The organism is Polaribacter litorisediminis (assembly GCF_019968605.1).
Lineage (GTDB): Bacteria > Bacteroidota > Bacteroidia > Flavobacteriales > Flavobacteriaceae > Polaribacter > Polaribacter litorisediminis.
Genome location: NZ_CP082966.1, coordinates 2,592,777 through 2,618,061 on the forward strand (window position 1 = coordinate 2,592,777; position 25,285 = coordinate 2,618,061).

At 29.9% G+C, this 25,285-nt stretch carries 21 protein-coding genes and 1 tRNA gene; 16 read left to right on the plus strand and 6 right to left on the minus strand.

Annotated elements, in window-relative coordinates; genetic code table 11:
* The first annotated feature begins 294 nt into the window (after nucleotides 1-294).
* Complete coding sequence (locus K8354_RS11080; RefSeq protein ID WP_223439618.1) at nucleotides 295-2,157, plus strand: M61 family metallopeptidase; 1,863 nt, start codon at nucleotides 295-297, stop codon at nucleotides 2,155-2,157.
* Nucleotides 2,158-2,310: 153 nt separating this feature from the next.
* On the opposite strand, the gene K8354_RS11085 is transcribed toward K8354_RS11080, so the two are convergent.
* From K8354_RS11085 to K8354_RS11095, 3 genes are all read right to left on the minus strand, one after another.
* Nucleotides 2,311-2,808, minus strand: a complete 498-nt coding sequence (locus K8354_RS11085; protein ID WP_223439620.1) for a hypothetical protein — start codon at nucleotides 2,806-2,808, stop codon at nucleotides 2,311-2,313.
* Nucleotides 2,809-2,910: 102 nt separating this feature from the next.
* The gene (gene folP, locus K8354_RS11090) at nucleotides 2,911-3,732 is read right to left on the minus strand and encodes a dihydropteroate synthase (RefSeq protein ID WP_223439622.1); all 822 of its coding nucleotides are present in this window, start codon (nucleotides 3,730-3,732) and stop codon (nucleotides 2,911-2,913) included.
* A gap of 1 nt (nucleotide 3,733) precedes the next feature.
* Nucleotides 3,734-4,315 (minus strand): LOG family protein, encoded by a 582-nt coding sequence (locus K8354_RS11095; RefSeq protein WP_223439623.1) that lies wholly within the window; start codon nucleotides 4,313-4,315, stop codon nucleotides 3,734-3,736.
* Between the two features lie 86 nt (nucleotides 4,316-4,401).
* Between K8354_RS11095 and K8354_RS11100 the strand changes: the two genes are divergently transcribed.
* The 5 genes from K8354_RS11100 (at nucleotide 4,402) to K8354_RS11120 (ending at nucleotide 8,670) form a co-directional block, all read left to right on the plus strand.
* A complete protein-coding gene (locus tag K8354_RS11100; protein WP_223439625.1) occupies nucleotides 4,402-4,935 on the plus strand; it encodes a DUF1599 domain-containing protein in 534 nt (177 codons plus the stop codon).
* A gap of 94 nt (nucleotides 4,936-5,029) precedes the next feature.
* On the plus strand, nucleotides 5,030-5,992 hold the full coding sequence (locus tag K8354_RS11105) for a DoxX family protein (RefSeq protein ID WP_223439627.1): 963 nt from the start codon (nucleotides 5,030-5,032) through the stop codon (nucleotides 5,990-5,992).
* Nucleotides 5,992-6,363, plus strand: coding sequence for a fluoride efflux transporter CrcB (gene crcB / locus K8354_RS11110; protein WP_223439629.1), 372 nt, complete (start codon nucleotides 5,992-5,994; stop codon nucleotides 6,361-6,363). The genes K8354_RS11105 and crcB overlap by 1 nt, the downstream gene beginning before the upstream one ends.
* An 11-nt stretch (nucleotides 6,364-6,374) precedes the next feature.
* Complete coding sequence (locus K8354_RS11115) at nucleotides 6,375-7,076, plus strand: crotonase/enoyl-CoA hydratase family protein (RefSeq protein ID WP_223439631.1); 702 nt, start codon at nucleotides 6,375-6,377, stop codon at nucleotides 7,074-7,076.
* Nucleotides 7,077-7,620: 544 nt separating this feature from the next.
* Complete coding sequence (locus K8354_RS11120) at nucleotides 7,621-8,670, plus strand: tetratricopeptide repeat protein (protein WP_223439633.1); 1,050 nt, start codon at nucleotides 7,621-7,623, stop codon at nucleotides 8,668-8,670.
* A gap of 1,038 nt (nucleotides 8,671-9,708) precedes the next feature.
* Here K8354_RS11120 and K8354_RS11125 read toward each other — a convergent pair.
* Together K8354_RS11125 and K8354_RS11130 are read right to left on the minus strand one after the other, a co-directional pair.
* Entirely contained in the window at nucleotides 9,709-10,068 is a 360-nt protein-coding gene (locus K8354_RS11125) for a hypothetical protein (protein ID WP_223439635.1), read from the minus strand.
* Nucleotides 10,069-10,733: 665 nt separating this feature from the next.
* Nucleotides 10,734-10,815, minus strand: a tRNA-Leu gene (locus tag K8354_RS11130).
* 91 nt (nucleotides 10,816-10,906) lie between these two features.
* Here K8354_RS11130 and K8354_RS11135 point away from each other — a divergent pair.
* Both K8354_RS11135 and K8354_RS11140 read left to right on the plus strand, forming a co-directional pair.
* Nucleotides 10,907-12,301: a dipeptidase gene (locus K8354_RS11135; RefSeq protein WP_223439637.1), complete on the plus strand. Its 1,395-nt coding sequence runs from the start codon at nucleotides 10,907-10,909 to the stop codon at nucleotides 12,299-12,301.
* 114 nt (nucleotides 12,302-12,415) lie between these two features.
* Nucleotides 12,416-13,657, plus strand: a complete 1,242-nt coding sequence (locus K8354_RS11140) for an OmpA family protein (protein WP_223439639.1) — start codon at nucleotides 12,416-12,418, stop codon at nucleotides 13,655-13,657.
* A 145-nt stretch (nucleotides 13,658-13,802) separates the two neighbouring features.
* On the opposite strand, the gene K8354_RS11145 is transcribed toward K8354_RS11140, so the two are convergent.
* Complete coding sequence (locus tag K8354_RS11145) at nucleotides 13,803-14,429, minus strand: peptidylprolyl isomerase (protein ID WP_223439640.1); 627 nt, start codon at nucleotides 14,427-14,429, stop codon at nucleotides 13,803-13,805.
* A 114-nt stretch (nucleotides 14,430-14,543) separates the two neighbouring features.
* Between K8354_RS11145 and K8354_RS11150 the strand changes: the two genes are divergently transcribed.
* The 8 genes from K8354_RS11150 to K8354_RS11185 all read left to right on the plus strand — a co-directional run bounded on the left by K8354_RS11150 (nucleotide 14,544) and on the right by K8354_RS11185 (nucleotide 25,261).
* Nucleotides 14,544-14,915, plus strand: coding sequence for a BlaI/MecI/CopY family transcriptional regulator (locus K8354_RS11150; RefSeq protein ID WP_223439642.1), 372 nt, complete (start codon nucleotides 14,544-14,546; stop codon nucleotides 14,913-14,915).
* Nucleotides 14,912-16,972, plus strand: coding sequence for a M56 family metallopeptidase (locus K8354_RS11155; RefSeq protein ID WP_223439644.1), 2,061 nt, complete (start codon nucleotides 14,912-14,914; stop codon nucleotides 16,970-16,972). The genes K8354_RS11150 and K8354_RS11155 overlap by 4 nt, the downstream gene beginning before the upstream one ends.
* A 3-nt stretch (nucleotides 16,973-16,975) precedes the next feature.
* Entirely contained in the window at nucleotides 16,976-19,909 is a 2,934-nt protein-coding gene (locus K8354_RS11160; protein WP_223439646.1) for a M56 family metallopeptidase, read from the plus strand.
* A gap of 191 nt (nucleotides 19,910-20,100) precedes the next feature.
* Nucleotides 20,101-21,201, plus strand: coding sequence for a DUF4407 domain-containing protein (locus tag K8354_RS11165; RefSeq protein ID WP_223439648.1), 1,101 nt, complete (start codon nucleotides 20,101-20,103; stop codon nucleotides 21,199-21,201).
* Between the two features lie 238 nt (nucleotides 21,202-21,439).
* Nucleotides 21,440-23,137, plus strand: a complete 1,698-nt coding sequence (gene lysS / locus K8354_RS11170) for a lysine--tRNA ligase (RefSeq protein WP_223439650.1) — start codon at nucleotides 21,440-21,442, stop codon at nucleotides 23,135-23,137.
* Nucleotides 23,138-23,315: 178 nt separating this feature from the next.
* The gene (locus K8354_RS11175; RefSeq protein WP_223439652.1) at nucleotides 23,316-23,822 is read left to right on the plus strand and encodes an Xre family toxin-antitoxin system antitoxin; all 507 of its coding nucleotides are present in this window, start codon (nucleotides 23,316-23,318) and stop codon (nucleotides 23,820-23,822) included.
* A complete protein-coding gene (locus K8354_RS11180; protein ID WP_223439654.1) occupies nucleotides 23,822-24,280 on the plus strand; it encodes an RES family NAD+ phosphorylase in 459 nt (152 codons plus the stop codon). Before K8354_RS11175 ends, K8354_RS11180 begins: the two co-directional genes overlap by 1 nt.
* 63 nt (nucleotides 24,281-24,343) lie before the next feature.
* Nucleotides 24,344-25,261: a glutaminase gene (locus tag K8354_RS11185; protein WP_223447669.1), complete on the plus strand. Its 918-nt coding sequence runs from the start codon at nucleotides 24,344-24,346 to the stop codon at nucleotides 25,259-25,261.
* The last annotated feature ends 24 nt before the right edge of the window (nucleotides 25,262-25,285 follow it).

Genomic DNA, 25,285 nt, shown 5'->3' on the forward strand with positions numbered 1-25,285 from the left:
CCAACGATTAGAAAACTGAAAACAAATGCGCTTTTTAAAATTATTTTTTTATCAAACCCATATTATAAATTTCCAGTGGATAAATCCCAAGACTATTGAAAGAATTCTTTTTATATGTCAATAAATCAACAGCTACATGTGGAGCCTATTGCCTTGAAAAAATATTCAAAAATCTCAATATTTGAGAGGAAAATTCACTTTTACAGACCTATTAAATAAAAATTTAAAGTTTTGTTAAATAGTTTAAAACAAGCGAGAAAAACACCTAATATTGCCAAAATTCAAATCAAAAACATGAAAAAAATATTAATTGCATTTATTACAATTGTTTTTTTTGGAAGCTGTGCAACTACCAAAATAAACTCAAACAAACGAAAATTAATTGAAGTAGCCATCAACTTAAACAATGTTGTTGATGACAAAGTTCAAGTTGAAGTAAACCCTCAAAAAATAAAAGAAAATACAATTGTATATCAAATTCCTGCTATTGTTCCTGGAACCTACGCCAAGAGCGATTATGGGAAATTTATTTCAGACTTTAAGGCTTTTGATTATAATGGGAATGAAATAGCAACTACAAAATTAGACACCAATTCTTGGCAAATTAACAATGCCAAAAAAATGGATAAAATTACCTATTGGGTCGATGACACATTTGATTCTGAAAAAGAACATAACATTTACGTAATGGCAGGAACAAATATAGAAGAGGGTAAAAATTTCTTTTTAAACTTACCAGGTTTTGTGGGATATTTTAAAGGCAAAAAAGAATCGCCTTATAATTTGTCTATCAAACATCCTGCAGATTTGTATGAAACTTCTTCTTTAATCAATAAAAATACTACGAAAGAAACCAATACTGAAGATATCTTTTTTGCGAGCAGATACGATGAAATTTCAGACAACCCAATAATGTACGCGCCATTAAATACCGTAAACTTTACGGTTGGCGGAGTTAATGTTTCTTTAGCCGTTTACTCTCCCAACAATGTGCACGCTGCAAGCGACATGGAAGAAGATTTAAAGAAAATGGTCTTAGCGCAAACTAACTTTTTAGAAGGATTCAAAACAACCAACGAATACAATATTTTATTATATCTTTTTGACCCCGAAGTTTATAAATGGCAAAGTTTTGGTGCTTTAGAACACTTATCTTCTACAACAGTAGTATATCCAGAAACGTATTCTAAACAGCAACTTGCAAACGGAATGATTAACGGAACTGTTTCTCATGAGTTTTTTCATATTGTAACGCCACTTTCTGTGCATTCAGAAGAAATTCATTCTTTTAATTTTAACACACCAAATATGTCGAAACATTTATGGATGTATGAGGGAATTACAGAATATTTTGCAAATCTTTTTCAGGTAAATCAAGGCTTGATCACAGAACAGCAATTTATTGATGAAATGAAAGGAAAAATTGCGAGCTCTTTGCGTTATAATGATACGATGTCTTTTACTAAAATGAGTAAAAATATTTTAGAAGATGAATATGCTAAAAATTATGGAAATGTATATCAAAAAGGGGCTTTAATTGGCATGTGCTTAGATATCTTATTAAGAGAAGAGAGCAAAGGTGCATACGGAGTTAGAAATTTAATGAAAGATTTATCTGATAAATATGGTGCTAACAAACCTTTTAAAGATGATGAAATTTTAGCTGAAATTGTAAGTATGACGTATCCTTCAGTAGGCACCTTTTTTGAGAACCACTTAACTGGAAATATAGCCATTAATTATTCAGAATTTTTAAACAAAGTGGGCGTTGTAAAAGAAATAGAAACCGTTGATGCTTCTTACTTTTTAGACAGCCAAAGGCAGTTGTTTATTTCTGCAAACAACCAACAAGAAGTTTTCTTTACCGATAGAAAAAACACAGCTTTAAGTGCTTTGGGCGTAAAACCTGGCGATATTTTAAAATCTGTAAACGGTGAAGCTGTTACGTTACAAAGTGCAAGAATTGTTATTGGAAAATCTATGCAATGGCAAGAAGGAGATGCTTTAGTTTTTGAAGTTATCAGAAATGGTGAAACTTTAAAATTAGAAGGTAATTTTATGAAAAGCTCCACAGAAGTTGAAAAGCTAATTATTGAAGACTTGCCAGATACAAATCCGAAGAAAAAATTACGAGATGCTTGGTTAAAAGCCTTGTAAAATTTACTTAAAAAAGGTTCTCAATGTGAGGACCTTTTTTATTGTATTCAATTTGTGATTTCGAATGAAACAATGTAGAATTGAAAAATCTCAGATTTAGATTTCTCCACAAGGGCGAAATAACAATCAAATTCACCTTAAGTAATTATTTTTTCAAACCTCGTCATCAAATGGATTATTGAATGGCAAGTCATCATCAATATCATAATCATCATATTGCACTCCAGGAGGATTGAATAGACCCCATCTATCAATACTATAATTCCATTCATCAAAAGTTTTCACCCATTCTGCAAACAAAATTCTAAATTCTTCAATTTCATTTCTGATGAGTTCCAAATAATCAAAATCTGTAAAACCAACCATTTTTAAACCAGAAGTTGTGGTTAAAATAGTTCTTGCGCATTTTCTAATAATAGAAGCATTTTCCATTTTAAGATCATATAGCATATCTTCAGGAAAAGCACCAGCAATTTTTGCAGGAATAATCAGTGCATTTTCGTTCATTTGATTTTTATATTCATTCATTACATGATTATCAAAATCATTTTCATCACCATTATTTTCTATAAGCACCGAAACTTTATGAACCAATTCATAAATTTCAATTGCCTTTATATAAAGCGGAAAATTATTTAACTTTTCATCCATAAGTATTATTGATAAAGTTTGTCTGGTTGAGCGCAGTCGAAACCTAATTTAACTTTTTAACATAACCTCTGTACTGCGCTCGATGAGACATACCAATAACTTTTACAAAACTTGGGCTACAATCTTCACAGCCTCAACGGCTTCTTTTACATCATGAACCCTTAAAATATTTGCCCCATTTAACAATGCAATTGTATTTGCAGATGTGGTTGCATTTAAAGCTTCTTGTGCAGAAATACCCAAGGTTTTATACAACATCGATTTTCTTGAAACACCGGCTAATATTGGCGCATCTAAATTTTTAAAAAGTGATAGATTTTTGAGAATCTCAAAATTATGATCTATTGTTTTTCCAAATCCGAAACCAACATCAATAATAATATCATTGAGTTGTAGTTGATGTAATTTAAAAATCTGTTCTGCAAAAAAGGAAATAATATCTTGCAAAACATCATTATAAACAGGGTTTTTCTGCATGTTTTGCGGAGTACCTAACATGTGCATTAAAACATAAGGAACTTGCAAATTAGATACCGTTTTAAACATGTTTGCATCCATTTTACCACCAGAAATATCGTTAATCATGGCAGCTCCTAAATGAATGGTTTCTTGCGCCACTTTACTTCTAAAAGTATCGACTGAAATGATAATTTCAGGGAAATTTTTTATCAACAAGTTCACCACCGGAAGAATTCTTTTCAACTCTATCTCCTCAGAAATATGCTGAGCTCCTGGTCTTGATGAATACGCTCCCACATCAATAAAAGTGGCACCTTCAAAAAGCATTTTCTCTACCTGATTTAAAATTTCTGATTCATTTTTATATTTACCGCCATCATAAAAAGAATCTGGCGTTATATTTAAAATCCCCATCACTTTTGGTGATGATACGTCTATTAAAGTTCCTTTACAGTTTATGGTCATTTTAGCGAACTACTTTGTGAATTACGTGATTTTTTTTTGGTGCTTTGTAAGTATTCATTTTTTCTAACAATTTATCCACTGAATCTTCGATAATTAATAAGTTTTTATTTTCTGGTTTTACATACCCCTCTTCAATCATTTTATCAATTTGTAATAAAATTGCATCAAAAAAACCATTTATATTTAAAAGTCCAACAGGCTTTTGTTCTATATGCAATTGATTTAAAGTCAAAACTTCAAACAATTCATCTAAGGTTCCGAAGCCTCCTGGTAAGGTAATATAACCATCAACCAGTTTGCTCATAATTACTTTACGTTCACTCATTTTTTTGCAAACAATCATTTGTTCTACGCCAGCATGCACTACTTCTTCTTTCTCTAATAATTTAGGAACTACACCAATTACTTCTCCATTTTTTCCTAAAATTGTATCAGAAACAATCCCCATCATTCCTATTTTTCCGCCTCCATAAACCAAACCAATATTGTTTTTAACAAAATAATTTCCAAGGTCTGTAGCTGCTTCTCTGTAAACAGGATTAAAACCTAAACTTGATCCGCAAAAAACAACAACTTTATTCATAATTCTTAATTCAGAAATTCACAGTAAAAATAAATGAAAAGCTTTGAAGATTTACTACATTTGAAAAAATACTTTTTTTTAGAAAAATGCAAGATACATCAAAACAATATGATGCTGTAATTGAAGATTGCAGGAGTTTATTTATCAATAAAATGTCTGATTATGGATCTGCCTGGCGAATTTTACGTCTGCCATCATTAACCGATCAAATATTTATTAAAGCACAAAGAATTAGACAATTACAAGAAAATGAGGTTCAAAAAGTAGATGAAGGAGAGAAATCTGAATTTATTGGTATCATTAATTACTCCATAATGGCTCTAATTCAGCTGGAATTGGGTATCGCTGAAACCTCTGATTTATCCACCGAAAAAGCAACTATTTTATACGATAAACATAGCACAAAAACGAAGGAATTAATGATGAATAAAAATCATGATTACGGCGAAGCTTGGAGAGAAATGCGTGTTTCTAGTTTAACAGATTTAATTTTACAGAAATTATTACGTGTAAAACAGATTGAAGATAACAAAGGAAAAACGTTGGTTTCTGAAGGGATTGATGCGAATTATCAAGACATAATTAATTATGCCGTTTTTGCGATGATTCATTTAGGGTAAATATATCATTGCCAAGAACACAGTAATCTCTTGTAATAATTTATTTTTTTTCTAGTAGAAAGATAAAAATATCCAGAAGTTTAAAAAATGATTTATGAAATTTTTAGTTCAATTAATTAGAATTATAGTAGGGGTCTTATTTATATTTTCGGGCTTTGTAAAATTGGTAGACCCCATTGGTTCTCAATACAAATTTGAAGAATACTTTTCTGAAGGTGTTTTAAATCTAGAATTTTTAATTCCGTATGCATTGCCATTTGCCATCTTTTTAGTTATTTCTGAAATTGTTTTGGGCGTTGCTTTACTCGTTGGTTGGAAAGCAAAATTTACCCTAAGAAGCTTAGTAGTTATGATTTTACTGTTTTTGTTTTTAACAGGCTATTCTGCTTATTATAATAAAGTTACAGACTGCGGTTGCTTTGGTGATGCCATTAAATTAGACCCTTGGGAAACCTTTATAAAAGATGTAGTGTTAACGATCTTTATTCTCTTTTTAAGTTATAAAACACGATTTATAAAACCGATTAAACAAACTTTTTTACCATTTAAGATTGTACTTTTATCTTTAATTATTTCTTCATTTATTGCCTATTATGTATTGGCACATTTACCTATTATAGATTTCAGACCCTATGCAATTGGTAAAAATATTCCTGAAGGAATGGAATATAAAGATGACGGCGAATTACCTCCGGTACATGATTTTATGCTAGAAAATTCTCAAAATGATTTAGCACCACAAATCTTAAAAATGGAAAAAGTAATGTTGGTCATAATATCTAGTTTTGAGAAAGCTGAATACACAGGATTTCCTGAAATTAAAAAAATTGCAGATCAAGCGATCAAAAAAGGTTATAAAGTGTATGGCGTTTCTGCCTCTTTTTCTGAGATTATTCAATTGGCAAAGAAAAAATATCAACTTCCTTTTGAGGTTTTATTTTGTGATGAAACCACTTTAAAAACCATGATTAGAGCAAATCCTGGAGTTATGATTTTAAAGAAAGGAACCGTTGTTGACAAAAAAAACTGGAAGGATCTTGACGGTTTAGAACTATAATGAAAAATTTAATTCTCGTATTTATTGGTGGTGGTTTTGGCAGTGTTTTACGTTTTATCATTGGTAAATGGTTAAACAATGCTGAAAACGGAATTCCTTACGGAACTTTTGTTGCCAACATTGCAGGAAGTCTTTTTATTGGACTCATTTTAGGCTATGCTGCAAAAAATGACACTTTAAGTAATCAACATATTTTATTATTAGCCACTGGCTTTTGTGGAGGATTTACCACATTTTCTACTTTTGCCTATGAAAATCATGTATTTTTAAAATCGGGAGATTTTACTTCCTTTGCTATCTATACCATATTCAGTTTTATAGTAGGTTTCCTTGCTGTTTTTGCAGGAATGTATATTGTTAAATTTATTTAAAAAGATTAAAAATGAACGAGTTTGTAACGTATCAATCAGAAGAAAATTACGCAATCATTACCATCAACAACGGAAAAGCCAATGCTATTTCTCATAAAGTAATTGCGGGTTTAAATGCAAGTTTAGACAAAGCAGAACAAGAGGATAAAATTGTTATTTTAACAGGAACTTCTGGCATTTTTTCTGGAGGGTTTGATTTAAAAGTGATGACAAAATCTCCTGAATCTGCTTTAGAATTGGTTACAAAAGGTTCTCGATTATCTTTAAGAATGCTATCTTTTCCGAAACCTATTATTATAGCGTGTAACGGTCATGCCATTGCAAAAGGAGCATTTTTACTTTTATCTTGTGATTATAGAATTGGCGTAATTGGCGATTTTAAAATTGGCTTGAATGAAGTGATGATCGGAATGACCATGCACCAGGCAGGAATTGCCATCGCCAAAGCTCGTTTATCTGAAGTATACCTTACTAGAAGTGTAAATAATGCTGAAATTTTTAGTTCTAAAGATGCTGTAAAAGCTGGATTTTTAGATGTAACTGTTTCTGAAGAACTTTTATTACCAACGGCCATTAAAGTTGCTAATATGTTTACAAAACTAAACAAAAAAGCGCATGCTGCCACGAAGCTAAAAGTTAGAAAACCTCATTTAGATGCTCTAGAAAATGCTATAAAATTAGATTTGAAAAGTAACATCTCTTTAGATTTATAACTCATGAATTTTTAAAAACACTAATTCTTTATAAACTCTATTTTCCCTTTTATTTTTTGGTTTTAAGCAATGGATTGCTTTTGTTTTTGTTTTTGTTTTTGTTTTTTTAAAAGTAATGTTTTTATTCTTTTTTAATTCAAAGTAAAATTTTTGCTATAAAAAACAAGAAGCCTTACAAGCGTATTCATAAAAATACACCTAAGAATATTGACATCACTCTAAAGTTGTATCAAATATCAAAGGGCATCAAAAAATTTAAAATAGCAATGTAATTTACCTCTTGGCTACGCTTTACGCCAAACAATAAAGCTGAAATTCAATTCAAGCAGCTAAAATACAGTAACTTATTTTAATATATTCAGGATTTTAGAAATGGTATTACATAAAACAAATACTATAAATTCTTTTTAGCATTTTCATTTTAGCATTATATCCAGAAAAAATATCGATTACTGATTAAAGTCATTTCGTGCTGTTACGCTACAACTTAACTTATACGACTTAAACTTACGTTAGTTCCTGAACGATTATCAAAATAAAAATCATGAAAAAGATTGAAACATACCTCTTGATTGTATTGTTGATGCAGCCCGTATTTTTGGTGTACTGCCAAAACAATACTAATAAAATACTCAAAGCCTACGAACTTAGAATGGAAGGCCGTTCTGAAGAGGCTATAAATGTTCTATCTGAAATTATAGAATCCGACTCCACTAATGCTATGGCTCATTTCGAAATGGCTAGATCATTAGATAATGATCAGAAGACCTACCACATCACCAAAGCATTGTTCTATGACCCAGAGAATCTTATGTATAAATTCTATCAAGCTAATTTACAGATGTTAGAAGCTTATAAAGCCATGAAAACCGATCATAAAGAATCGATAACAAAAAACTTAAATCTTTGTAAAGAAACACTTAAAAGTATAATCGCCATAAAACCAGATTGCAAAGAATCTCTATTGTTTCTCATCGATATTTATGGTTCTTTACCTGAAGACATGGGTGGAAATATGGATATGGCAAAAACATACCTCAAAACTTTAAATAGCTTAGATCCGCTTTATGCTGCTCAAGGCGAAGTCATCTTAAAATCCAAAGAACTAGATTTTGATCGTATAAATTATTGGGAAACTTATATAGCTGTTAATGGAGAGAGCAACGAAGCTCTTATAAAGTTGGGTAAAGCTTGCTTAATGACTAATCATCGAGATAAGGCGCAAGCATGTTTTAATAAGGTAATCCAAAGAGATGCGGAGCAAGTTATCTTGCATTTAGATGTTGCTCGTTCACATTTATATGAAGCCATGAGAGGTGGAGAAAATCGTGATGAAGAATTAACTAAATTTAAAGAAAACATTCATCTGTATTTAAATACTGAGATGGAAAAACCTAGATTAATAGAAGCCTGGTGTTATGGTTGGCTTGGAATGGTTGAAGCAAGACAGGGTAATCATAAACTGGCCGATGAATATAATGCCAAAGCAGAAAAGTTGATTCCTAATTACCCGAAATTTACTGCAATACCTACTGTCGATCAACCACCAAACGAAGTTACTTATCAATACAAAACCTATTTTTCACCATTTTAGAGTTTGCGTTTACAAATATTAATTTTTAAAGAAACACCATAGAAATAATAAGATTCTTCTTTTTATCATGAGTATTGAAGGTCTTCTTTGCATGTACAATACTTTTATTTGGCAGGTAAAATTTCTATCTTTAATGGAACGATTTTTTAGAGTCCATCAATATTTATACATTAAATTATAGCAAAAAACAGGATAACGAGGTTAAAGTTATACCTTTAGAACTCTTAAAATCGATAAGTAAACCCAAGTATGATTAGCCACTGGAACAAGAGCTTGCAGCAAGGTCTGAATATTTTTCTAAAAAGGAAGTGCTATTGGTAGAGACTCAAGAATTAAAAGCCTTTAAAAAAGGAATTAAGACATGTAACGATTGAACGTGTCATCTTAAAAAAGACAGCAAGCATCTTTTCCAAGAACTACCCATAAGGTATCAATTTGTTTTAGCATTGACGCAAAAGCATCCTCTTTGCCAAATAAACTCTTACCTGATAATAACTGATTTAAAGCCTTCTTTTCTGATAATTCTTGTCCTTCTTGTGTTATCTTTTCTGTTTGAATAAAATTAATACTTTTTTTTATTCAGACAGCGTTGAGTTTACAGTCTCGTATTAAAAAAACAACACGCTAGTGGTTGATAGTATTTTTCTCAAAAACCTTGATAGTTTAGCCTCATCATTTAAAAAAAAGCTTTCTTTTTGCCTTAAAGAAAAGGTGAAATTTGCATCTTGTTTATTTTTATTATTCAGCCAATTATACACTGTTTTTTCATATTCCTTGTATATAATCATAAGTGCAAACTTTTTCTTTTATTTTAATCAATTTTCATCAATTCATTCGCCCAAAGCGCCAAAACAAAAGTCATTTGAGAATTAAATTTTTTATAAACAAGTTCTAGTATCTATTACATTTACTAGGTATTCAAAGACAGTAAAGTCCTTTAATTTTTCAAAACTTTCCTTGATAAGAGTTTTGAAATTTTCCATAGGTTTTAAATTAGAAAGAAAAATTTATTTTATTACTTTGAGTTTTATAATATTGTCAACTACCCCAGTTTGTTTCGTATTCAAATTTCTGGTGCCCAAAATTTATGCTCTTTTTTGTCTTTTTATCTTCATCCTTGCAACATAAATACAACTTCACAGAATCATCAGAAGACCATAGTTCAAGCCAATACTTTTGCTCTTCAAAATAGAGAGATACATAATAGGAACTAAATCCAGCTGCCTTTTTTACATCACTCATAATCAATTTATCGTTTTTAACAAAATCAGATAAAATAATCTTAAATTTTGTAGCATTCCATTCTCTACTATTTACAATTTTAGAAATCTCAACAAGTTTTTTATAATTCTCTTGATTATCTAGTAGGCTATTTTGAATTTTTAGGGCAGTTTCCATAAAATTATAATTTTGAATCATTATTGTCGATAAAAGATAAAAAGACCGCTTTCGCTGTTAGAATCAAGAACAAAGACTTGATTTTAACTAACTGAAAAACAATATTATTACGATTTTAAATTTTTCGAGACACCATAAATTCTAAAGCGTTTTTAAAAGTAAGGTGTACTACTTTAAAAGCTCCTGAAAATCAATACGATCAATACTTTAAAACACTTTAGCTAATTTTAATCGGACAACACTAATTTTGAATATTATTTTGTAATAAATTGATAGACTCTTTGATATGGGAATGTGGTCTAGCTATATTATTACAGGTATCTAAACTTTTTAAAAGATTAAGAACATTATTACTGGATGATGGTAATCCAAATAATAATACTTATAACACAGAGCATCAATTAAAGCAACTGAATTAAATAAACAGGGCTTTAAAATTACAGTTAGTAATATATTAGAAACAACAGCCTTACAAAATGGTTAGGATTTGATAGATTATTATTTAAATAATTAAATTTATCTAGAATGAAAAACAATCAAAAAATATGAGAGGTGGTAAAAGAGAAAATTCAGGCAGAAAAAGGACTAACAATACAATAATTGTACAAATTATAAACCTAAAAAACCTCAACATATTTAAAATCAATATGATGAGGTTTTTATTGTACAGGCGGAGAGACTCGAACTCTCACACCTCGCGGCACTAGATCCTAAGTCTAGCGTGTCTACCAATTCCACCACGCCTGCATTTTGGTTTGCAAATATAAACAATCATCAGAAACTACAAAGCAGTTCATTATTATTTTTCTATTTTTGATAAAAATATAAATAAGAACACATGAACACCATAAAGTCCTATATAACAGAACATAAACAACGATTTTTAGACGAATTAATAGAACTATTAAAAATTCCGTCGGTAAGTGCCGACAAAGCTTTTAAAAAAGAAGTCTTATTAACGGCAGATTTTGTTTTAGAAAGTCTAAAAAAAGCGGGGTGTGACAACGTTGAAATGTGCGAGACTCCTGGATATCCAATTATTTATGGAGAAAAGATCATCGATAAAAATTTACCAACCATTTTAGTCTATGGCCACTATGATGTGCAACCTGCAGATCCGATAGAACTTTGGACGTCTCCACCGTTTGAGCCCGTTATTAAAAAAACCGATATTCATCCCGAAGGAGCCATTTTTGCCCGCGGATCTTGCGACGATAAAGGACAAATGTACATGCACGTAAAAGCCCTAGAATATATGACATCCGAAGGAAATTTACCTTGTAATGTAAAATTTATGATTGAAGGTGAAGAAGAAGTAGGTTCAGAAAGTTTAGCATGGTTTGTGCCCAGAAATAAAGAAAAACTAGCCAATGATGTTATCTTAATTTCTGATACAGGAATGATTGCAAATGATATTCCGTCAATAACCACTGGTTTACGCGGTTTAAGTTATGTGGAAGTAGAACTTACCGGACCGAACAGAGATTTACATTCTGGTTTATATGGCGGAGCGGTTGCAAACCCTATCAATGTTTTAACCAAAATGATTGCTTCTTTACATGATGAAAATAATCATATAACTATTCCTGGTTTTTATGATGCCGTTCAAGAATTGTCAAAAGAAGAAAGAGCAGAAATGGCAAAAGCACCCTTTAATTTAGACGATTATAAAAAAGCGTTGGATATTGCTGAAGTTAGCGGTGAAAAAGGATATTCTACCAATGAGCGAAATGCCATAAGACCTACTTTAGATGTCAATGGAATTTGGGGAGGGTATACTGGCGAAGGTGCAAAAACAGTCATTGCCAGCAAAGCTTATGCAAAAATTTCGATGCGCTTAGTACCCAATCAAGATTGGAAAGAAATTACAAAATTATTTAAAACTCATTTTGAAAGTATCGCACCAAAATCAGTAAAAATAAAAGTAACGCCACATCATGGAGGTCAGGGGTATGTAACTCCAATTGATACCATTGCATATCAAGCGGCAAGTAAAGCCTATGAAACTACGTTTGGTAAAAGTCCGATTCCGCAAAGAAGTGGAGGAAGCATTCCTATTGTTGCTCTTTTTGAACAAGAATTAAAAAGTAAAACTATTTTAATGGGATTTGGATTAAATTCTGATGCCATACATTCGCCAAACGAACATTTTGGTGTTTGGAATTACCTAAAAGGCATCGAAACAATTCCTTATTTTTATAAATATTTTACTGAATTAAATTTTAAAAAATAGTAGCACCATTATTAATGTATGATTACTGATTCTAAAAGATTATTGAAATAATTTATTTTCATTACTTGTTAAAAAAATCGTTAATTTGCATAGTATGTATGAAAATATTGGATCATGAAAATTATGAAAAATTTATTTTGGGGAGTATTATTAGTGTTTTTGGGTTCTTATCAATTAAATGCGCAAAAAAATGATACAAAAAAACAAAATTTTGACCATTGGTCAATAGATTTAGGAGCAGGTATTCATCAATTAGGTCAAAGTTTAAGCGCTGGCTACGATAATGATCCTTTATTCCAAACTAATTTTGGTGTTCGATACATGTTCAATGAAAAATTTGGTTTGCGCGTAGGCCTTGGGTATAATAGTTTTAAAGAAGCCGGAGACAGCAACCCTTTTCAATCAAATCTTTACAGAGCTACTTTAGAAGGAGTCTTTAATTTAGGAAATGTTTTAAACTTTCAAACTTGGACAAAACGCTTTAACCTATTAGCACATGTTGGTGGTGGTGTTTCTTCTTTAAACGTTACAGAACCTATTGATAATGGTGGTGATTTTATGACTCATATGAGTTTTGGGGCAACACCACAATATAAATTAACCAACAGAATTTCTCTTTTTTTCGATATCTCGACGTTTATAAATTTTCATCAAACAGAAAATTTTGACGGTAGTTCAAATACAGAAAATATGGATAACAACTTGAGTTATTTTAACACATCGCTAGGATTAAATATAGCCCTAGGGAAAAATAAGCAATTAGCAGATTCTTCTCAAGAAAAAGAAATGGCTGTAAATGAGGAGCTAGATGACATTAAAAAACGTTTAAAAAGTGCTGAAAAAGAAATAGCAAATTTAAAAGTTAAAACAGATGCTGAAATCAACAAAAATAATTTAATTTACGAGTTAGATACTCGATATACCAGAAAAGGAGAAGCCAATACGATTGATAATTCGGATTCGGATACTGGAGAAGTAAATAAATATGCGAGCTCAGTTACCGCCTCGAACGTTGGTTTTATTAGAGAATTATTAAATAGAGGTTATGTAAATGTTTATTTTGATACCAATAAAGCAACAATTCAAACAGAATCTTTACCTGCTGTTAATTATTTAAAACAATTTATGAATGACAACCCAACTGTTGTTGCAGGTTTAATTGGGTATACAGACGAAACTGGCGAAGAAGGCTATAATCTAAAACTATCTAAGAGAAGAGCAAAGGCAGTGTATGATATTCTTGTTGCTGCAGGCATAGATCCTACGAGATTAACGTACGGGGGTGTTGGTGAAGACAAAGAGCTGACAAATGAAGCAAAACAATTGGCTAGAAAAGTTGCCTTTAGAATACAATAAGTAGCGCAATTGATCCGCTTAAAAATCACTTACATTTAAAAATGTAGGTGATTTTTATTTTGAATTAAATAAATGACTCCGAGGTAAAAAATTTTGAATATATAACATTCGTACCTTCAATTTTACAAGAAGGTCACCAAACTAATTATTTTATAATATATGCCTTTATAATATAATCTACTTTAGGATATTTTTCTCTTAAAAATGTATTTCCAAACTTGGCAATAGAATCTTGATTTCTACCTAGTTTATCTCCATAGCCATCATAAAATTTTAAAACATTCTCTTTGCCAGCGATAACTTTCGCAACCACAGGAAATCCTGTGACACCAGAATACGCAAGTTTGTCTAATCGATAGTTATCCTTTAAATTGATAAATATCTGATTCGATCTTGTATTTACGCCTCCCCTAGCAAAAGAAATACTCATCGCCTCATTTTTTGCCAAAACAGGTTCATCTGCCACACCATTATCTCTCCAACGATTGTTAATAAGCGTATCATTATGAATGCCAAATTGCGCTACAAATTCTGGAACCACTCTGTAAATAGCTATATCTTGATAATAATTATTCGTAATTAATTGATACAATCTGTCCACACCATTTGGAGACCAGAGTCTTCTGGCAACAATATCAAAATTACCTTTTGTGGTTTCAAACCTAGCCTTAAATGTATTGGGTGCTTCGGTATCTAGCCACTTTTCTTTAAACTTTTGAGAGCCACAAGCCGACAACAAAACAATACTGAATAATAAAAATAATTTTTTCATATGTTGATTTTATTAAGAACATGGCAAATGTAATTATTTATTAACTGTATTTTACCTCTACATTTGTAGAATTCATTTTTTTGTTCTATGTTTGTAGAGTAAAATAAAAAAGTCATGCAATTATCTAAAACTGAAGAACAATTAATGCAGTATTTATGGAAACGTAAAAAAGCATTTTTAAAAGATTTATTAGAGGATTTTCCGGAGCCAAAACCGGCAACAACGACAGTTGCAACACTTTTAAAAAGGATTTCTGACAAAGGTTTTATCAGCTATACATTATTTGGAAAATCGAGAGAATATTACCCCATTATCAAAAAGACAGATTATTTTTCGAATCACGTAAACGGATTAATTAAAAACTTTTTTAATGATTCTGCGAGTCAGTTTGCTTCTTTTTTCACAAAAGAAACTAATTTAACCACACAAGAATTAGAGGAATTAAAAAAAATAATTGATACTCAAATCAAAAATCAACAAAAATGATTCTATACTTTTTAAAATCAGCAAGTTGCTTAGCGCTTTTGTTAATCTTTTATCACTTGATTTTAGAAAAAGAAAAGATGCACAGTTTCAATCGTTTCTATTTATTGATTGGAGTTTTGGCTTCATTTTTAATTCCGCTTGCAACTATAACTTCAGTTACTTATGATGAGCAAATTACAATAAATCCCAAAGAAAATATTGAAAATCCAATTTTAAATAATGCCGTAGTTATTAATGAAACTTCATCTACTTCATCACTTACCCCAGTTTCAAAAGTTGCAACAACTTCAAAAAATTTAGAACCTATTGCAAAATCCATAAATTATAATATCGTTTTTCTATACTCTTATTTTACATTTTCAATACTACTTTTTTTTCGTTTTGGAATAAATTTATTCAAAATCATAAGAAAAACGAAAGTAAACCACAGAATTTCTTATAAAAATGCAATTTTGATTTTGGTTGATGATGAAATTTTACCTCATACTTTTTGGAAATACATCTTCATCAATAAAAAAGAGTATTTTAATGAAAAAATTGAACAAGAGTTATTTACGCATGAGCTAACACACGTTACACAAAAACATACTTTAGATGTTTTATTAATAGAATTCTTACAAATTATTTTTTGGATAAATCCAACATTGATATTTCTGAAAAAAGCTATACAACTCAATCATGAGTTTTTAGCAGACGAAAAGGTAATTAACCAACATAAAAACACATTGAATTACCAACACTTATTATTAAATAAAGCTGCTTGGAACAATGAATATTATTTGACTAGTAATTTAAACTATGCACTCACAAAAAAAAGATTAAAAATGATGACAATGCAAAGTTCACCAACAAAAATATTGCTAAAAAAACTGACAATCATTCCTTTATTAGTAGGCTTTTTATTTCTTTTTGCACAAAGAGTTGAAGGACAAAAAACACAAAAAATTACACAACAAAATTTTGATGAAGAGGTTTTAGATGCTTTTAAAGAATATGGATATAGAAACACATACATATACACTAAAGATGAAGAAGAAAAAACTATTAAAGTACCCTATTCGTTATTATCTGATGATAAAAAGAAAAAACTTCACCCTGTTGTTCCTTTAAAACTAAAAAAGAAAGCAATAACAAATGAAATTCTAAATAATTTAAAAAAGGAAAAAACAAATCGCCACATTTTCATCGACGGATTTTTGGTAAACAAGGAGGCCTTACAAAAATATAAAGCTTCTGACTTCTCATATTATTCTTCAGAATATAAAAACTATAATGAAAAGATAAATAGTTACATGTTACATTGTACTCTAGAAACAAATCAATTTTTTGAACAAAACAATAAACAAAGAGAAAAAGATTTTTTTAAGTATTTAGAAAATAAAAAAAAAATAAATTTTGATGAATCTTCGCTTAAAAAAATAATGAATAATTATTCTAAAAATTATTCATTGCAGAGATATTCTTATTTTTATAATAAATACAACTCGCTACTAAATAAAGAGCCTCATTTTACAAAAAAATCAAAAGAAGAAAGAGATGTAATTAATGATTATTACTACAGGTTAAAAAAGCAATATTCAAAACTTTCAATTGAAAATCAGAATAAAGTTAAAAAAGCAATCAAACCATATCATCCTTATAACAAATTGATTAAAGACGATAAAGTTTTTTACAAGTTAGATAAAGAATTAATTGAGGAGAACATTACCAAAGCAGTCGTAACGCCTAAAAAATCAAAATTAGACAGTTCTAATTTAGCAGATTTTACTATTAAAATTGAGAAAAAAAGAAGTTCTTTTATGCTTAAATGCACAAAAGGTTGTGATTGGAAAGAATTAACTTTTAATCTCAATAAAAATGAATCTATAGCAGTTGATCAATTTGGTGCTGGAAATAGAACAGATTATTCAAGTGATTTTAAAATTCTTGTTAAAAATATTGAAGATGAACTTACAGACCACACGTTTACCGTCGAAAGTTTAAAAGGTACCAATTGGTTAAATAGATCAAAATTGAATACTAAAAATAAAGCTGAAATTAATCAATATAAATACTAAAAAATGATAGCATATTTTTTAAAATCAGCTGGCTGTTTAGCTTTACTTTTATTTTTCTATCACTTGATTTTAGAAAAAGAAAAGATGCACAGTTTCAATCGTTTCTATTTATTAATTGGGGTTATCGTAAGTTTAATAATTCCGTTTGCAACCTTAACTGTTGAAGTTCCTGCAATTTCAACTTCAGAAATTACAACCTTTGAACCTACTTTTACCACCGAAGAAACTCTACCAATACTCGTTGAAGAAACGATTGATTACACCAAATATATTTTTGGTGTATACGTAATCATTTCAATTCTCTTATTCTTCAGATTTGGTAGAAACTTGTTTAAAATCATTCAAAAAATACGGTTGCATACCCACATAAAACTTGAAAATGCTTCATTGGTTTTAGTGGATGACCCAATCTTACCTCATACGTTTTGGAACTTTATTTTCATCAACAAAACCGATTACAAAAACGGAAAAATTGAAGAAGAGCTTTTTACCCACGAGTTAACACATGTTACTCAAAAACACACCATAGATGTTTTACTAATTGAATTTTTACAAGCTATTTTTTGGATAAATCCATTGTTTATTTTCTTAAAAAAAGCGATGCAACTAAATCACGAATTTTTAGCGGATGAAAATGTAATTAATCAACATAAAAACACATTCCATTATCAGCATATATTGGTAAACAAAGCTGCTTGGAACAACGAATATTACTTGGCCAGTAATTTGAATTATTCACTTACTAAAAAAAGATTAAAAATGATGACAACACAAAGTTCAAAAACCAAAATTTGGTTGAAAAAACTGGCGGTAATTCCGCTTTTAGCAGGATTTGTTTTCCTCTTTGCAGAAAGAGTTGAAGCGCAAGAAGTAATAGAAGAAGTAAAACCTAAAAACAGTAATGAACTACTAATTTTCTTAAAAAAAGATAAAAAACTTAAAATAAATAATGACATATTAATTTTGAGTGATTTAAAAGAGGAAATAGATCAAAAAATAACGAATATTAAAAATGCTTATATTGTCTTAGAAGCTGAAGCTAATTCTAATCTCAAAAAACAATTTATTGAAGAAATTAGAATTGAATTAAGTAAATCTGGCATTTATCAAATAAGCTTTAAAAATTTCACTTTATCTCCAAATTCTGATGTTATTAAATTAAAAGGAAAAAGAGAAATTAATGAAATAAGAAAAAGACAAGTAGAAGAAGTTGTTATTTCAAAAGAATATATAGATTCTCCAATTCCCACAAACTCATTTTCTATACAAAGTATTCCCTCTAACAATAATGGAACAATTACTGATATTAGACTAAAACTGCAAGATGTTAACGCTTTAAAAATAAATTATACAAAAGATTCTATAAAATTTAATAAAGATTGGTATATCACAATTGATAATCAAAAATACTACTACACCTTTGATAAAAATGAAAGAATTGCTAGATACTATAAAAACGGAAAATTAGTAAATCTTGATATTATAAAAGAATACAAAAGAAAACAGCAAACTTTTGAAAATTTAAAAAGTACTGGAAAACATTATGTTTTTAAAACTGAAAAGGAACAAAAAGAAATCGATCAAGAATTTTCAGATTTAGGTGGCATGTATTTTAGAATGTCAAGAGCTGATAAAAATAAAGTTTCACGTCCTATAAATCCCAGAAAACCATATATAACCTTAAGAAAAAACAACAAAGTTTTCTACAAATTAAGAAAAGATTTAACAGAAGAAGATAAATTATTGTTACCACCTCCACCTCCAAAACCCAATGCAACAAAAGAGGAGGTTCTGAAATCCAAAAAAGCTTATAAAGATTGGAAAAAGAGAACTGGAAATGATGGTGCTCCACCGCCACCGAAAACAAATAATAAGCAAGAAAATTCTTTTACTTCTCAATTGAAAAAAATAAGTAAGAAAAGTCAAAATAATGACGGATTCTTGAACAACAAGAATAATTCTGATAATGAATTTTACGTAGCTCAAAATCAATATACAGTTTATGACTATTCTAAACCAACAAATAAAGCAATCTATTATGTGGATGGTAAAGAAATAGCATTTAAAAATTTAATTTCTATAATAAAACCCTACGAAATTGAGAGTACACGAGTAGAGAAAAATAAAGACGGCTCAAAGAATGTTTATATCACTTCAAAACCAGGTGCTGACATAAAAAATAGCACAAATAAGGTGAAAAATGGTTTGAAGGATAATGGAAAATTAAATGAAAAAGTGATAGATTTATCAGCCTTAGAAGTAATAGAAAAAAGAACTGAGAAAGGTGGAATATATTTTCATTACACAATTAAAAATACTGGAAATACGATAATTCCTAAAAAAAGTTATCAGGTATATTTAAAAGTAGATGGTAAAACCATTAGTTTTGATAAGGCAACAGCTAACATAAAACCTGGTCAAGTTATTACCTATAAATCTCAAAAAACTTTTTATGAAAGCAATAAAAAACAATTAAATTACACCCTTAACATAAAATTTAAAGATGATCATCTTGATAACAATATTCTAAAAGGTATTTCTATTTTTGATAAAGATTCAAAAGAAGTTCCATCGGGTTTTTTCATGAAGTATAACGAAAAGGAAAATTTATCATTGACGAGTGTTGCTGAGGTTGAAAGAGAAAAAGAATCAAAAGCAAAATTTAGTGATGAAGAGAAAAAACAGTTTGATTATAGGAAATTGCTTCTTAAAACAACTACCATGAACCCAAGCAAATTCAATTTTAAAATTAATGACAAAAATTACCATATAAATGATGCTTATACATTTATTCATAAACATCCATTTAGTAACATTGATACAAGAGAAAGTCCAGAAGGTATTTTAACCATACTTTTAAACAAAAACTTAAAAAACAAAATGAGTTATGATGATTTACAGAATGTTTACACAAACATATTTCAAAAAATAAAATAAAATTAAAACCTCGAAATTTCGAGGTTTTTTGATGTAACAAATTCTGCTTTAAAGCGTTGTATTCTTAATCGATGTTACTTCGAGTGATTTTCGATTTTATGAGAAAAATGTATCGAGAAGTAATTTTTAGTTCTCGATTGAAATGTATTTTTTCTTCATAAATTTACGCTAACTGACTGAAAACTATATGTATGCTTAAAAATTTCTTCCTAATTTGCTCCGGAGTTGATAAAAACCTAATCAACAATTGTTCTAACGGCGAACAAAATAAATATGTAGGCATAGGAGCTACCGTTTTTTTTACAGCTGTTATGGCAACCATTGCAGGGAGTTATGCTTTGTATACTGTTTTTGATAATTTATATGCTGCTATTTTCTTCGGATTGATTTGGGGATTGTTAATCTTTAATTTAGATCGATTTATAGTTTCTACCATCAAAAAAACGGATTCTAAATTCAAAGAATTTCTGCAAGCAACTCCTAGAATTATTTTAGCGGTTATTATTGCTGTGGTTATTTCTAAACCTCTGGAATTAAAATTGTTTGAGAAAGAAATAAATCAGGTTTTATTGACAGAAAAAAACCAAATGACGTTGGATAATAAAACACAAATTGCACAACAATTTACACCTGAAATTGCAAAACTGAATTCAGAAATTGATAATTTAAAAGGCGAAATAATATCCAAAGAAAATGAAACCAATGCTTTATATGAAACTTATATTACAGAAGCTGAGGGCACAAAAGGAACAAAAAAATTAGGAAAAGGACCCGTTTATCAAGAAAAAAGAGAAAAACACGATGCCTCTTTAGCTACTTTAAATCAACTTAAAAAAGAAAATTCAAAAAAAATTCTCGAAAAAGAAACCGCAATTGCTTCTTTAAAACAAAATCAAAAATTACTAGAAACAAAATCACACCCCATCATCTCTAATTTTGATGGCTTAATGGCAAGAATAACTGCACTTGGCAAATTGCCTGCACTCCCCTCTTTATTTATTTTTCTATTATTTTTAGCCATTGAAACATCACCCATTATTGCAAAATTACTAGCTCCTAAAGGCGAATATGATTTTAAATTAGAAGAAAATGAATCTGCAATAAAAACTTGGGTACAGCAACAAATTCATCAAAGAGAACAAATGTTACAAGCAGATATTTCTATTGACAATAAGGTGTATAAAGATATGACAGAAGATGAAGAATTGTATACGTATAAACAAAAAATGGCAAGAAACTTAATGAAGTTACAAGCAGATTATTTCTACAAAAAGCAACAAAAAATGCTGTAAAACAAAAAAAGCGTCCCATTTAAGGGAAGCTTTCCATTGGTTAACAAAACCAAGGCATTTTTTTAAAAATGCCAAAACAACACAACTATGTTGCTTCAACAAAAAGCAACATACAAATATACGTTGTTTTTGTAAATTCTAAAATAATTATTGATTTTTTTATAATTTTCGCAATTGTGCATTTGTAGTTTGATTGTATCTTTGCGCACTTAATAGTATCAGAAAATTTATACACCCAATGCAATTATCAGAACAAGAAGTTGTACGAAGAGAAAAGCTTACAAAACTAAGAGATTTAGGCATCAATCCATATCCGGCAGATTTATTTCCAATAGATGCTAATTCCAAAGATATAAAAGAAAACTTTACCGAAGGGAAACAGGTCGTTATTGCAGGGCGATTAATGGTAAAAAATATACAAGGAAAAGCTTCTTTTGGTCAGTTGCAAGATGGTGAAGGTAGAATACAATTGTATTTTAATAGAGACGAAATTTGTGCTGGTGAAGATAAAACGCTTTACAATACTGTTTTTAAAACCTTATTAGATTTAGGCGATTTTATTGGGGTTACTGGTACCCTTTTTAAAACAAAAGTTGGCGAAAAAACAGTTTTGGTAAAAGAATTTAAGTTGCTTTCTAAAGCTCTAAAACCTTTACCAATTCCTAAGGTAAAAGATGGTAAAACCTACGATGCTTTTACAGACCCAGAAATGCGTTACAGACAACGTTATGCAGATTTAGTCGTAAATCCGCATGTAAAAGAAGTCTTTATAAAACGTACCAAATTGTTTAATGCAATGCGTACCTTTTTTAATGATGCTGGTTATTTTGAAGTAGAAACTCCGGTTTTACAACCCATTCCTGGAGGTGCAGCAGCAAGACCTTTTATTACGCATCATAATTCTTTAGACATTCCTTTGTATATGAGAATTGCTAACGAATTATATCTAAAAAGATTGATTGTTGGTGGGTTTGATGGTGTGTATGAATTCTCTAAAAACTTCAGAAATGAAGGAATGGACAGAACGCACAATCCTGAATTTACAGCCATGGAAATCTACGTTTCTTACAAAGATTACAATTGGATGATGGATTTTTGCGAGCAACTCCTAGAGCATTGTGCACTAGCTGTAAACGGAACTTCTGAAGCTACTTTTGGCGAGCATAAAATAAACTTTAAAGCGCCTTATAAAAGAATTACCATGCGCGATTCTATTTTAGAATTTACAGGTTTTGATATTTATGATAAAACAGAAGATGAAATTAGAGCCGCCGCAAAATCAATGCATATTGAGGTGGATGAAACCATGGGGAAAGGAAAATTAATTGATGAAATTTTTGGTGAAAAATGTGAAGGAAACTACATTCAGCCTACTTTTATTACCGATTACCCAAAAGAAATGTCTCCTCTTTGTAAAGAGCACAGAACCAACCCAGAATTAACGGAACGTTTTGAATTGATGGTTTGTGGTAAAGAAATTGCAAATGCATATTCAGAATTAAACGATCCTATAGACCAACGTGAGCGTTTTGAACATCAACTAAAATTAGCTAAAAAAGGAGATGATGAAGCTACCGAATTTATTGATGAAGATTTCTTAAGAGCTTTAGAATACGGAATGCCACCAACCTCTGGAATGGGAATTGGAATGGACCGTTTAATTATGTTTTTAACCAACAATCAATCCATTCAAGAAGTATTATTCTTTCCACAGATGCGCCCTGAGCAGCGAATCGCTGCAGATGTAGAACTCACTGTTGAAGAGAAAGATTTACTAGCTATCATTACAAAAGCAGAAAAAATAGATTTAAACGAACTCAAATCACAATCTGGTTTATCCAACAAAAAATGGGATAAAACCATTAAAGGGTTAACTAAAAAAGATGTTGCAAAAGTTTCTAAAACCGATGAAGGTTTGTTTGTAGAAGCTTTGTAAAAATTTCGAATTCTGAAATTGTATTCAGAACGTCTTTAAAATTAAAAAAAGGATCTACAGCAATGTAGTTCCTTTTTGTATGCTGATAAAATTGTTTTTCAAAGTTTAAATCAAAAGAAAAATAAATTTTCAAACCCAAGACAAAAGTCGTATATTTGAAGTCAAATGTATTTGTATTATGAATTATAAAGAAAACACTTCCGATTTTACTGCGGTTAATGAAGCCATAAATGGGTATGCAAAAAATTTAAATACAGCGTCTGTATTTAATTTTAATAAAGAAAATAATTCTTTTTCAGATTTTTTTGACAACAAAATGCTTGTTATTCAAGTTATTAAAAAAGGGTTGCCTCATAAAATATTTAATGCTATTAAAAAAATAATTCCTTTTACGGAAGATGAATGGGCAAACTATTTAAATATTTCTAAAAAATCCTTACAAAGATATAGCAATGACAAAAATCATTTATTTAAACCAATTCATACAGAAAAAATTATAGAATTGGCAGAGGTTACCAATTTTGGTAAAGATGTTTTCGATTCTACAGAACAGTTTTATTTGTGGTTACATACACCATCCTTTATATTCAACAATTTAAAACCTTCAGAACTTTTACAAGATTCTTATGGCAAAGAATTGGTCATGGAAGAATTAAACAGAATAGAGCATGGAATTTTTGCCTAATGAAGCTTTTTAGATTATCAAAGAAAAAATATGCAACTGCATTTAATGGAAAAGGCGCAGCAAAATCTAACAATAGATGGAATTCTAAAGGCACAGAAATTATCTACACAGCAGAAAGCAGAGCTTTAGCAATGGCAGAAGTTGCAGTGCATTTAACAATTGCGACTTTACCAAAAGATTTTGTAATGCTTACTATTGATGTTCCTGACGAAATTGCCATTAAAAAAATTGATTTGAAAGATTTAAATGAAAACTGGAATGCTATGCTACCAAATTCTAAAACTAAAAAAATTGGCGATTTATTTATTGACACCTTAGAGTTTTGTGTTTTAAAAGTGCCTTCTGCGGTTGTTAAAGACGATTTTAATTATTTAATAAATCCTTATCACAAGCAGTTTAAAAAGATTAAAATAGTCGATGTTACAGATTTTCCTTTTGATAAAAGAATGTTTCAATAATACATATTATTTGGTGAAATTTTAAATGATATTTGTATGACAACTAATTTTGAAAAATTATCAATGAAACATTATCAAAAAATAATTGAAGACATTTATGTTGAGGTAAAAAACACAGATGATTCGGGTAAAGTAGCCAATTATATTCCTGAACTTGGTACTATTTCACCTGATAATTTTGGGATAAATATCACAACTATAGACAAGCAATCTTATGGAATTGGAGATTATGAGAAGAAGTTTTCAATTCAAAGTATTTCCAAAATTCTAACCCTAACATTGGCGTATCAATTAGAAAGAGAAAAATTATGGGAACGAGTAGATGTAGAGCCTTCCGGCAATCCGTTTAATTCTTTATTGCAATTAGAAGCCGATTTCGGAAAACCAAGAAACCCCTTTATTAATGCTGGTGCTATTGTAATCTGCGATGTTTTAATTAGTCATTTAAAAAATCCAAAAGAAGATTTTATAGATTTTTGTCGAGAAATTTCTAATAATCCAAATTTAAATTATGATGATAAAATAGCAAAATCAGAAAAAAGTACGGGTTTTAGAAATATTGCTTTGTGTAATTTTATAAAATCGTTTGGCAATATTAAAAATGATGTTGATGTAGTTTTAGATTTCTATTTTTATACCTGTTCTATAGCGATGAGTTGTAAAGAACTCTCTACAATCTTTCTCTTTTTAGCAGACGATAATTTTATCACACATAAAAATAATAAAATCCTAACCGAAAGTCAAGCAAAAAGAATCAATGCTATTCTACTTACCTGTGGTTTTTATGATGAATCTGGCGAATTTGCTTTCCGTGTTGGTTTGCCCGGTAAAAGTGGCGTTGGTGGCGGTATTGTAGCAATTCACCCTGATGAATATTGCATCACTGTTTGGAGTCCGAAATTGAACACAAATGGAAATTCTTACAAAGGAATGCTATTTTTAGAAAAATTCACGACAAAAACAGCCTCTTCTATTTTTTAAAACTTCTTTTGGAATTTTAGTTTA

What these genes read in the sequence shown, in the direction of transcription:
- K8354_RS11080 (WP_223439618.1), top strand. Translation starts at nt 295, where the DNA reads ATGAAAAAAATATTAATTGCATTTATTACAATTGTTTTTTTTGGAAGC.
- K8354_RS11085 (WP_223439620.1), bottom strand. Translation starts at nt 2,808, where the DNA reads ATGGATGAAAAGTTAAATAATTTTCCGCTTTATATAAAGGCAATTGAA.
- folP (WP_223439622.1), bottom strand. Translation starts at nt 3,732, where the DNA reads ATGACCATAAACTGTAAAGGAACTTTAATAGACGTATCATCACCAAAA.
- K8354_RS11095 (WP_223439623.1), bottom strand. Translation starts at nt 4,315, where the DNA reads ATGAATAAAGTTGTTGTTTTTTGCGGATCAAGTTTAGGTTTTAATCCT.
- K8354_RS11100 (WP_223439625.1), top strand. Translation starts at nt 4,402, where the DNA reads ATGCAAGATACATCAAAACAATATGATGCTGTAATTGAAGATTGCAGG.
- K8354_RS11105 (WP_223439627.1), top strand. Translation starts at nt 5,030, where the DNA reads ATGAAATTTTTAGTTCAATTAATTAGAATTATAGTAGGGGTCTTATTT.
- crcB (WP_223439629.1), top strand. Translation starts at nt 5,992, where the DNA reads ATGAAAAATTTAATTCTCGTATTTATTGGTGGTGGTTTTGGCAGTGTT.
- K8354_RS11115 (WP_223439631.1), top strand. Translation starts at nt 6,375, where the DNA reads ATGAACGAGTTTGTAACGTATCAATCAGAAGAAAATTACGCAATCATT.
- K8354_RS11120 (WP_223439633.1), top strand. Translation starts at nt 7,621, where the DNA reads ATGAAAAAGATTGAAACATACCTCTTGATTGTATTGTTGATGCAGCCC.
- K8354_RS11125 (WP_223439635.1), bottom strand. Translation starts at nt 10,068, where the DNA reads ATGGAAACTGCCCTAAAAATTCAAAATAGCCTACTAGATAATCAAGAG.
- K8354_RS11135 (WP_223439637.1), top strand. Translation starts at nt 10,907, where the DNA reads ATGAACACCATAAAGTCCTATATAACAGAACATAAACAACGATTTTTA.
- K8354_RS11140 (WP_223439639.1), top strand. Translation starts at nt 12,416, where the DNA reads ATGAAAATTATGAAAAATTTATTTTGGGGAGTATTATTAGTGTTTTTG.
- K8354_RS11145 (WP_223439640.1), bottom strand. Translation starts at nt 14,429, where the DNA reads ATGAAAAAATTATTTTTATTATTCAGTATTGTTTTGTTGTCGGCTTGT.
- K8354_RS11150 (WP_223439642.1), top strand. Translation starts at nt 14,544, where the DNA reads ATGCAATTATCTAAAACTGAAGAACAATTAATGCAGTATTTATGGAAA.
- K8354_RS11155 (WP_223439644.1), top strand. Translation starts at nt 14,912, where the DNA reads ATGATTCTATACTTTTTAAAATCAGCAAGTTGCTTAGCGCTTTTGTTA.
- K8354_RS11160 (WP_223439646.1), top strand. Translation starts at nt 16,976, where the DNA reads ATGATAGCATATTTTTTAAAATCAGCTGGCTGTTTAGCTTTACTTTTA.
- K8354_RS11165 (WP_223439648.1), top strand. Translation starts at nt 20,101, where the DNA reads ATGCTTAAAAATTTCTTCCTAATTTGCTCCGGAGTTGATAAAAACCTA.
- lysS (WP_223439650.1), top strand. Translation starts at nt 21,440, where the DNA reads ATGCAATTATCAGAACAAGAAGTTGTACGAAGAGAAAAGCTTACAAAA.
- K8354_RS11175 (WP_223439652.1), top strand. Translation starts at nt 23,316, where the DNA reads ATGAATTATAAAGAAAACACTTCCGATTTTACTGCGGTTAATGAAGCC.
- K8354_RS11180 (WP_223439654.1), top strand. Translation starts at nt 23,822, where the DNA reads ATGAAGCTTTTTAGATTATCAAAGAAAAAATATGCAACTGCATTTAAT.
- K8354_RS11185 (WP_223447669.1), top strand. Translation starts at nt 24,344, where the DNA reads ATGAAACATTATCAAAAAATAATTGAAGACATTTATGTTGAGGTAAAA.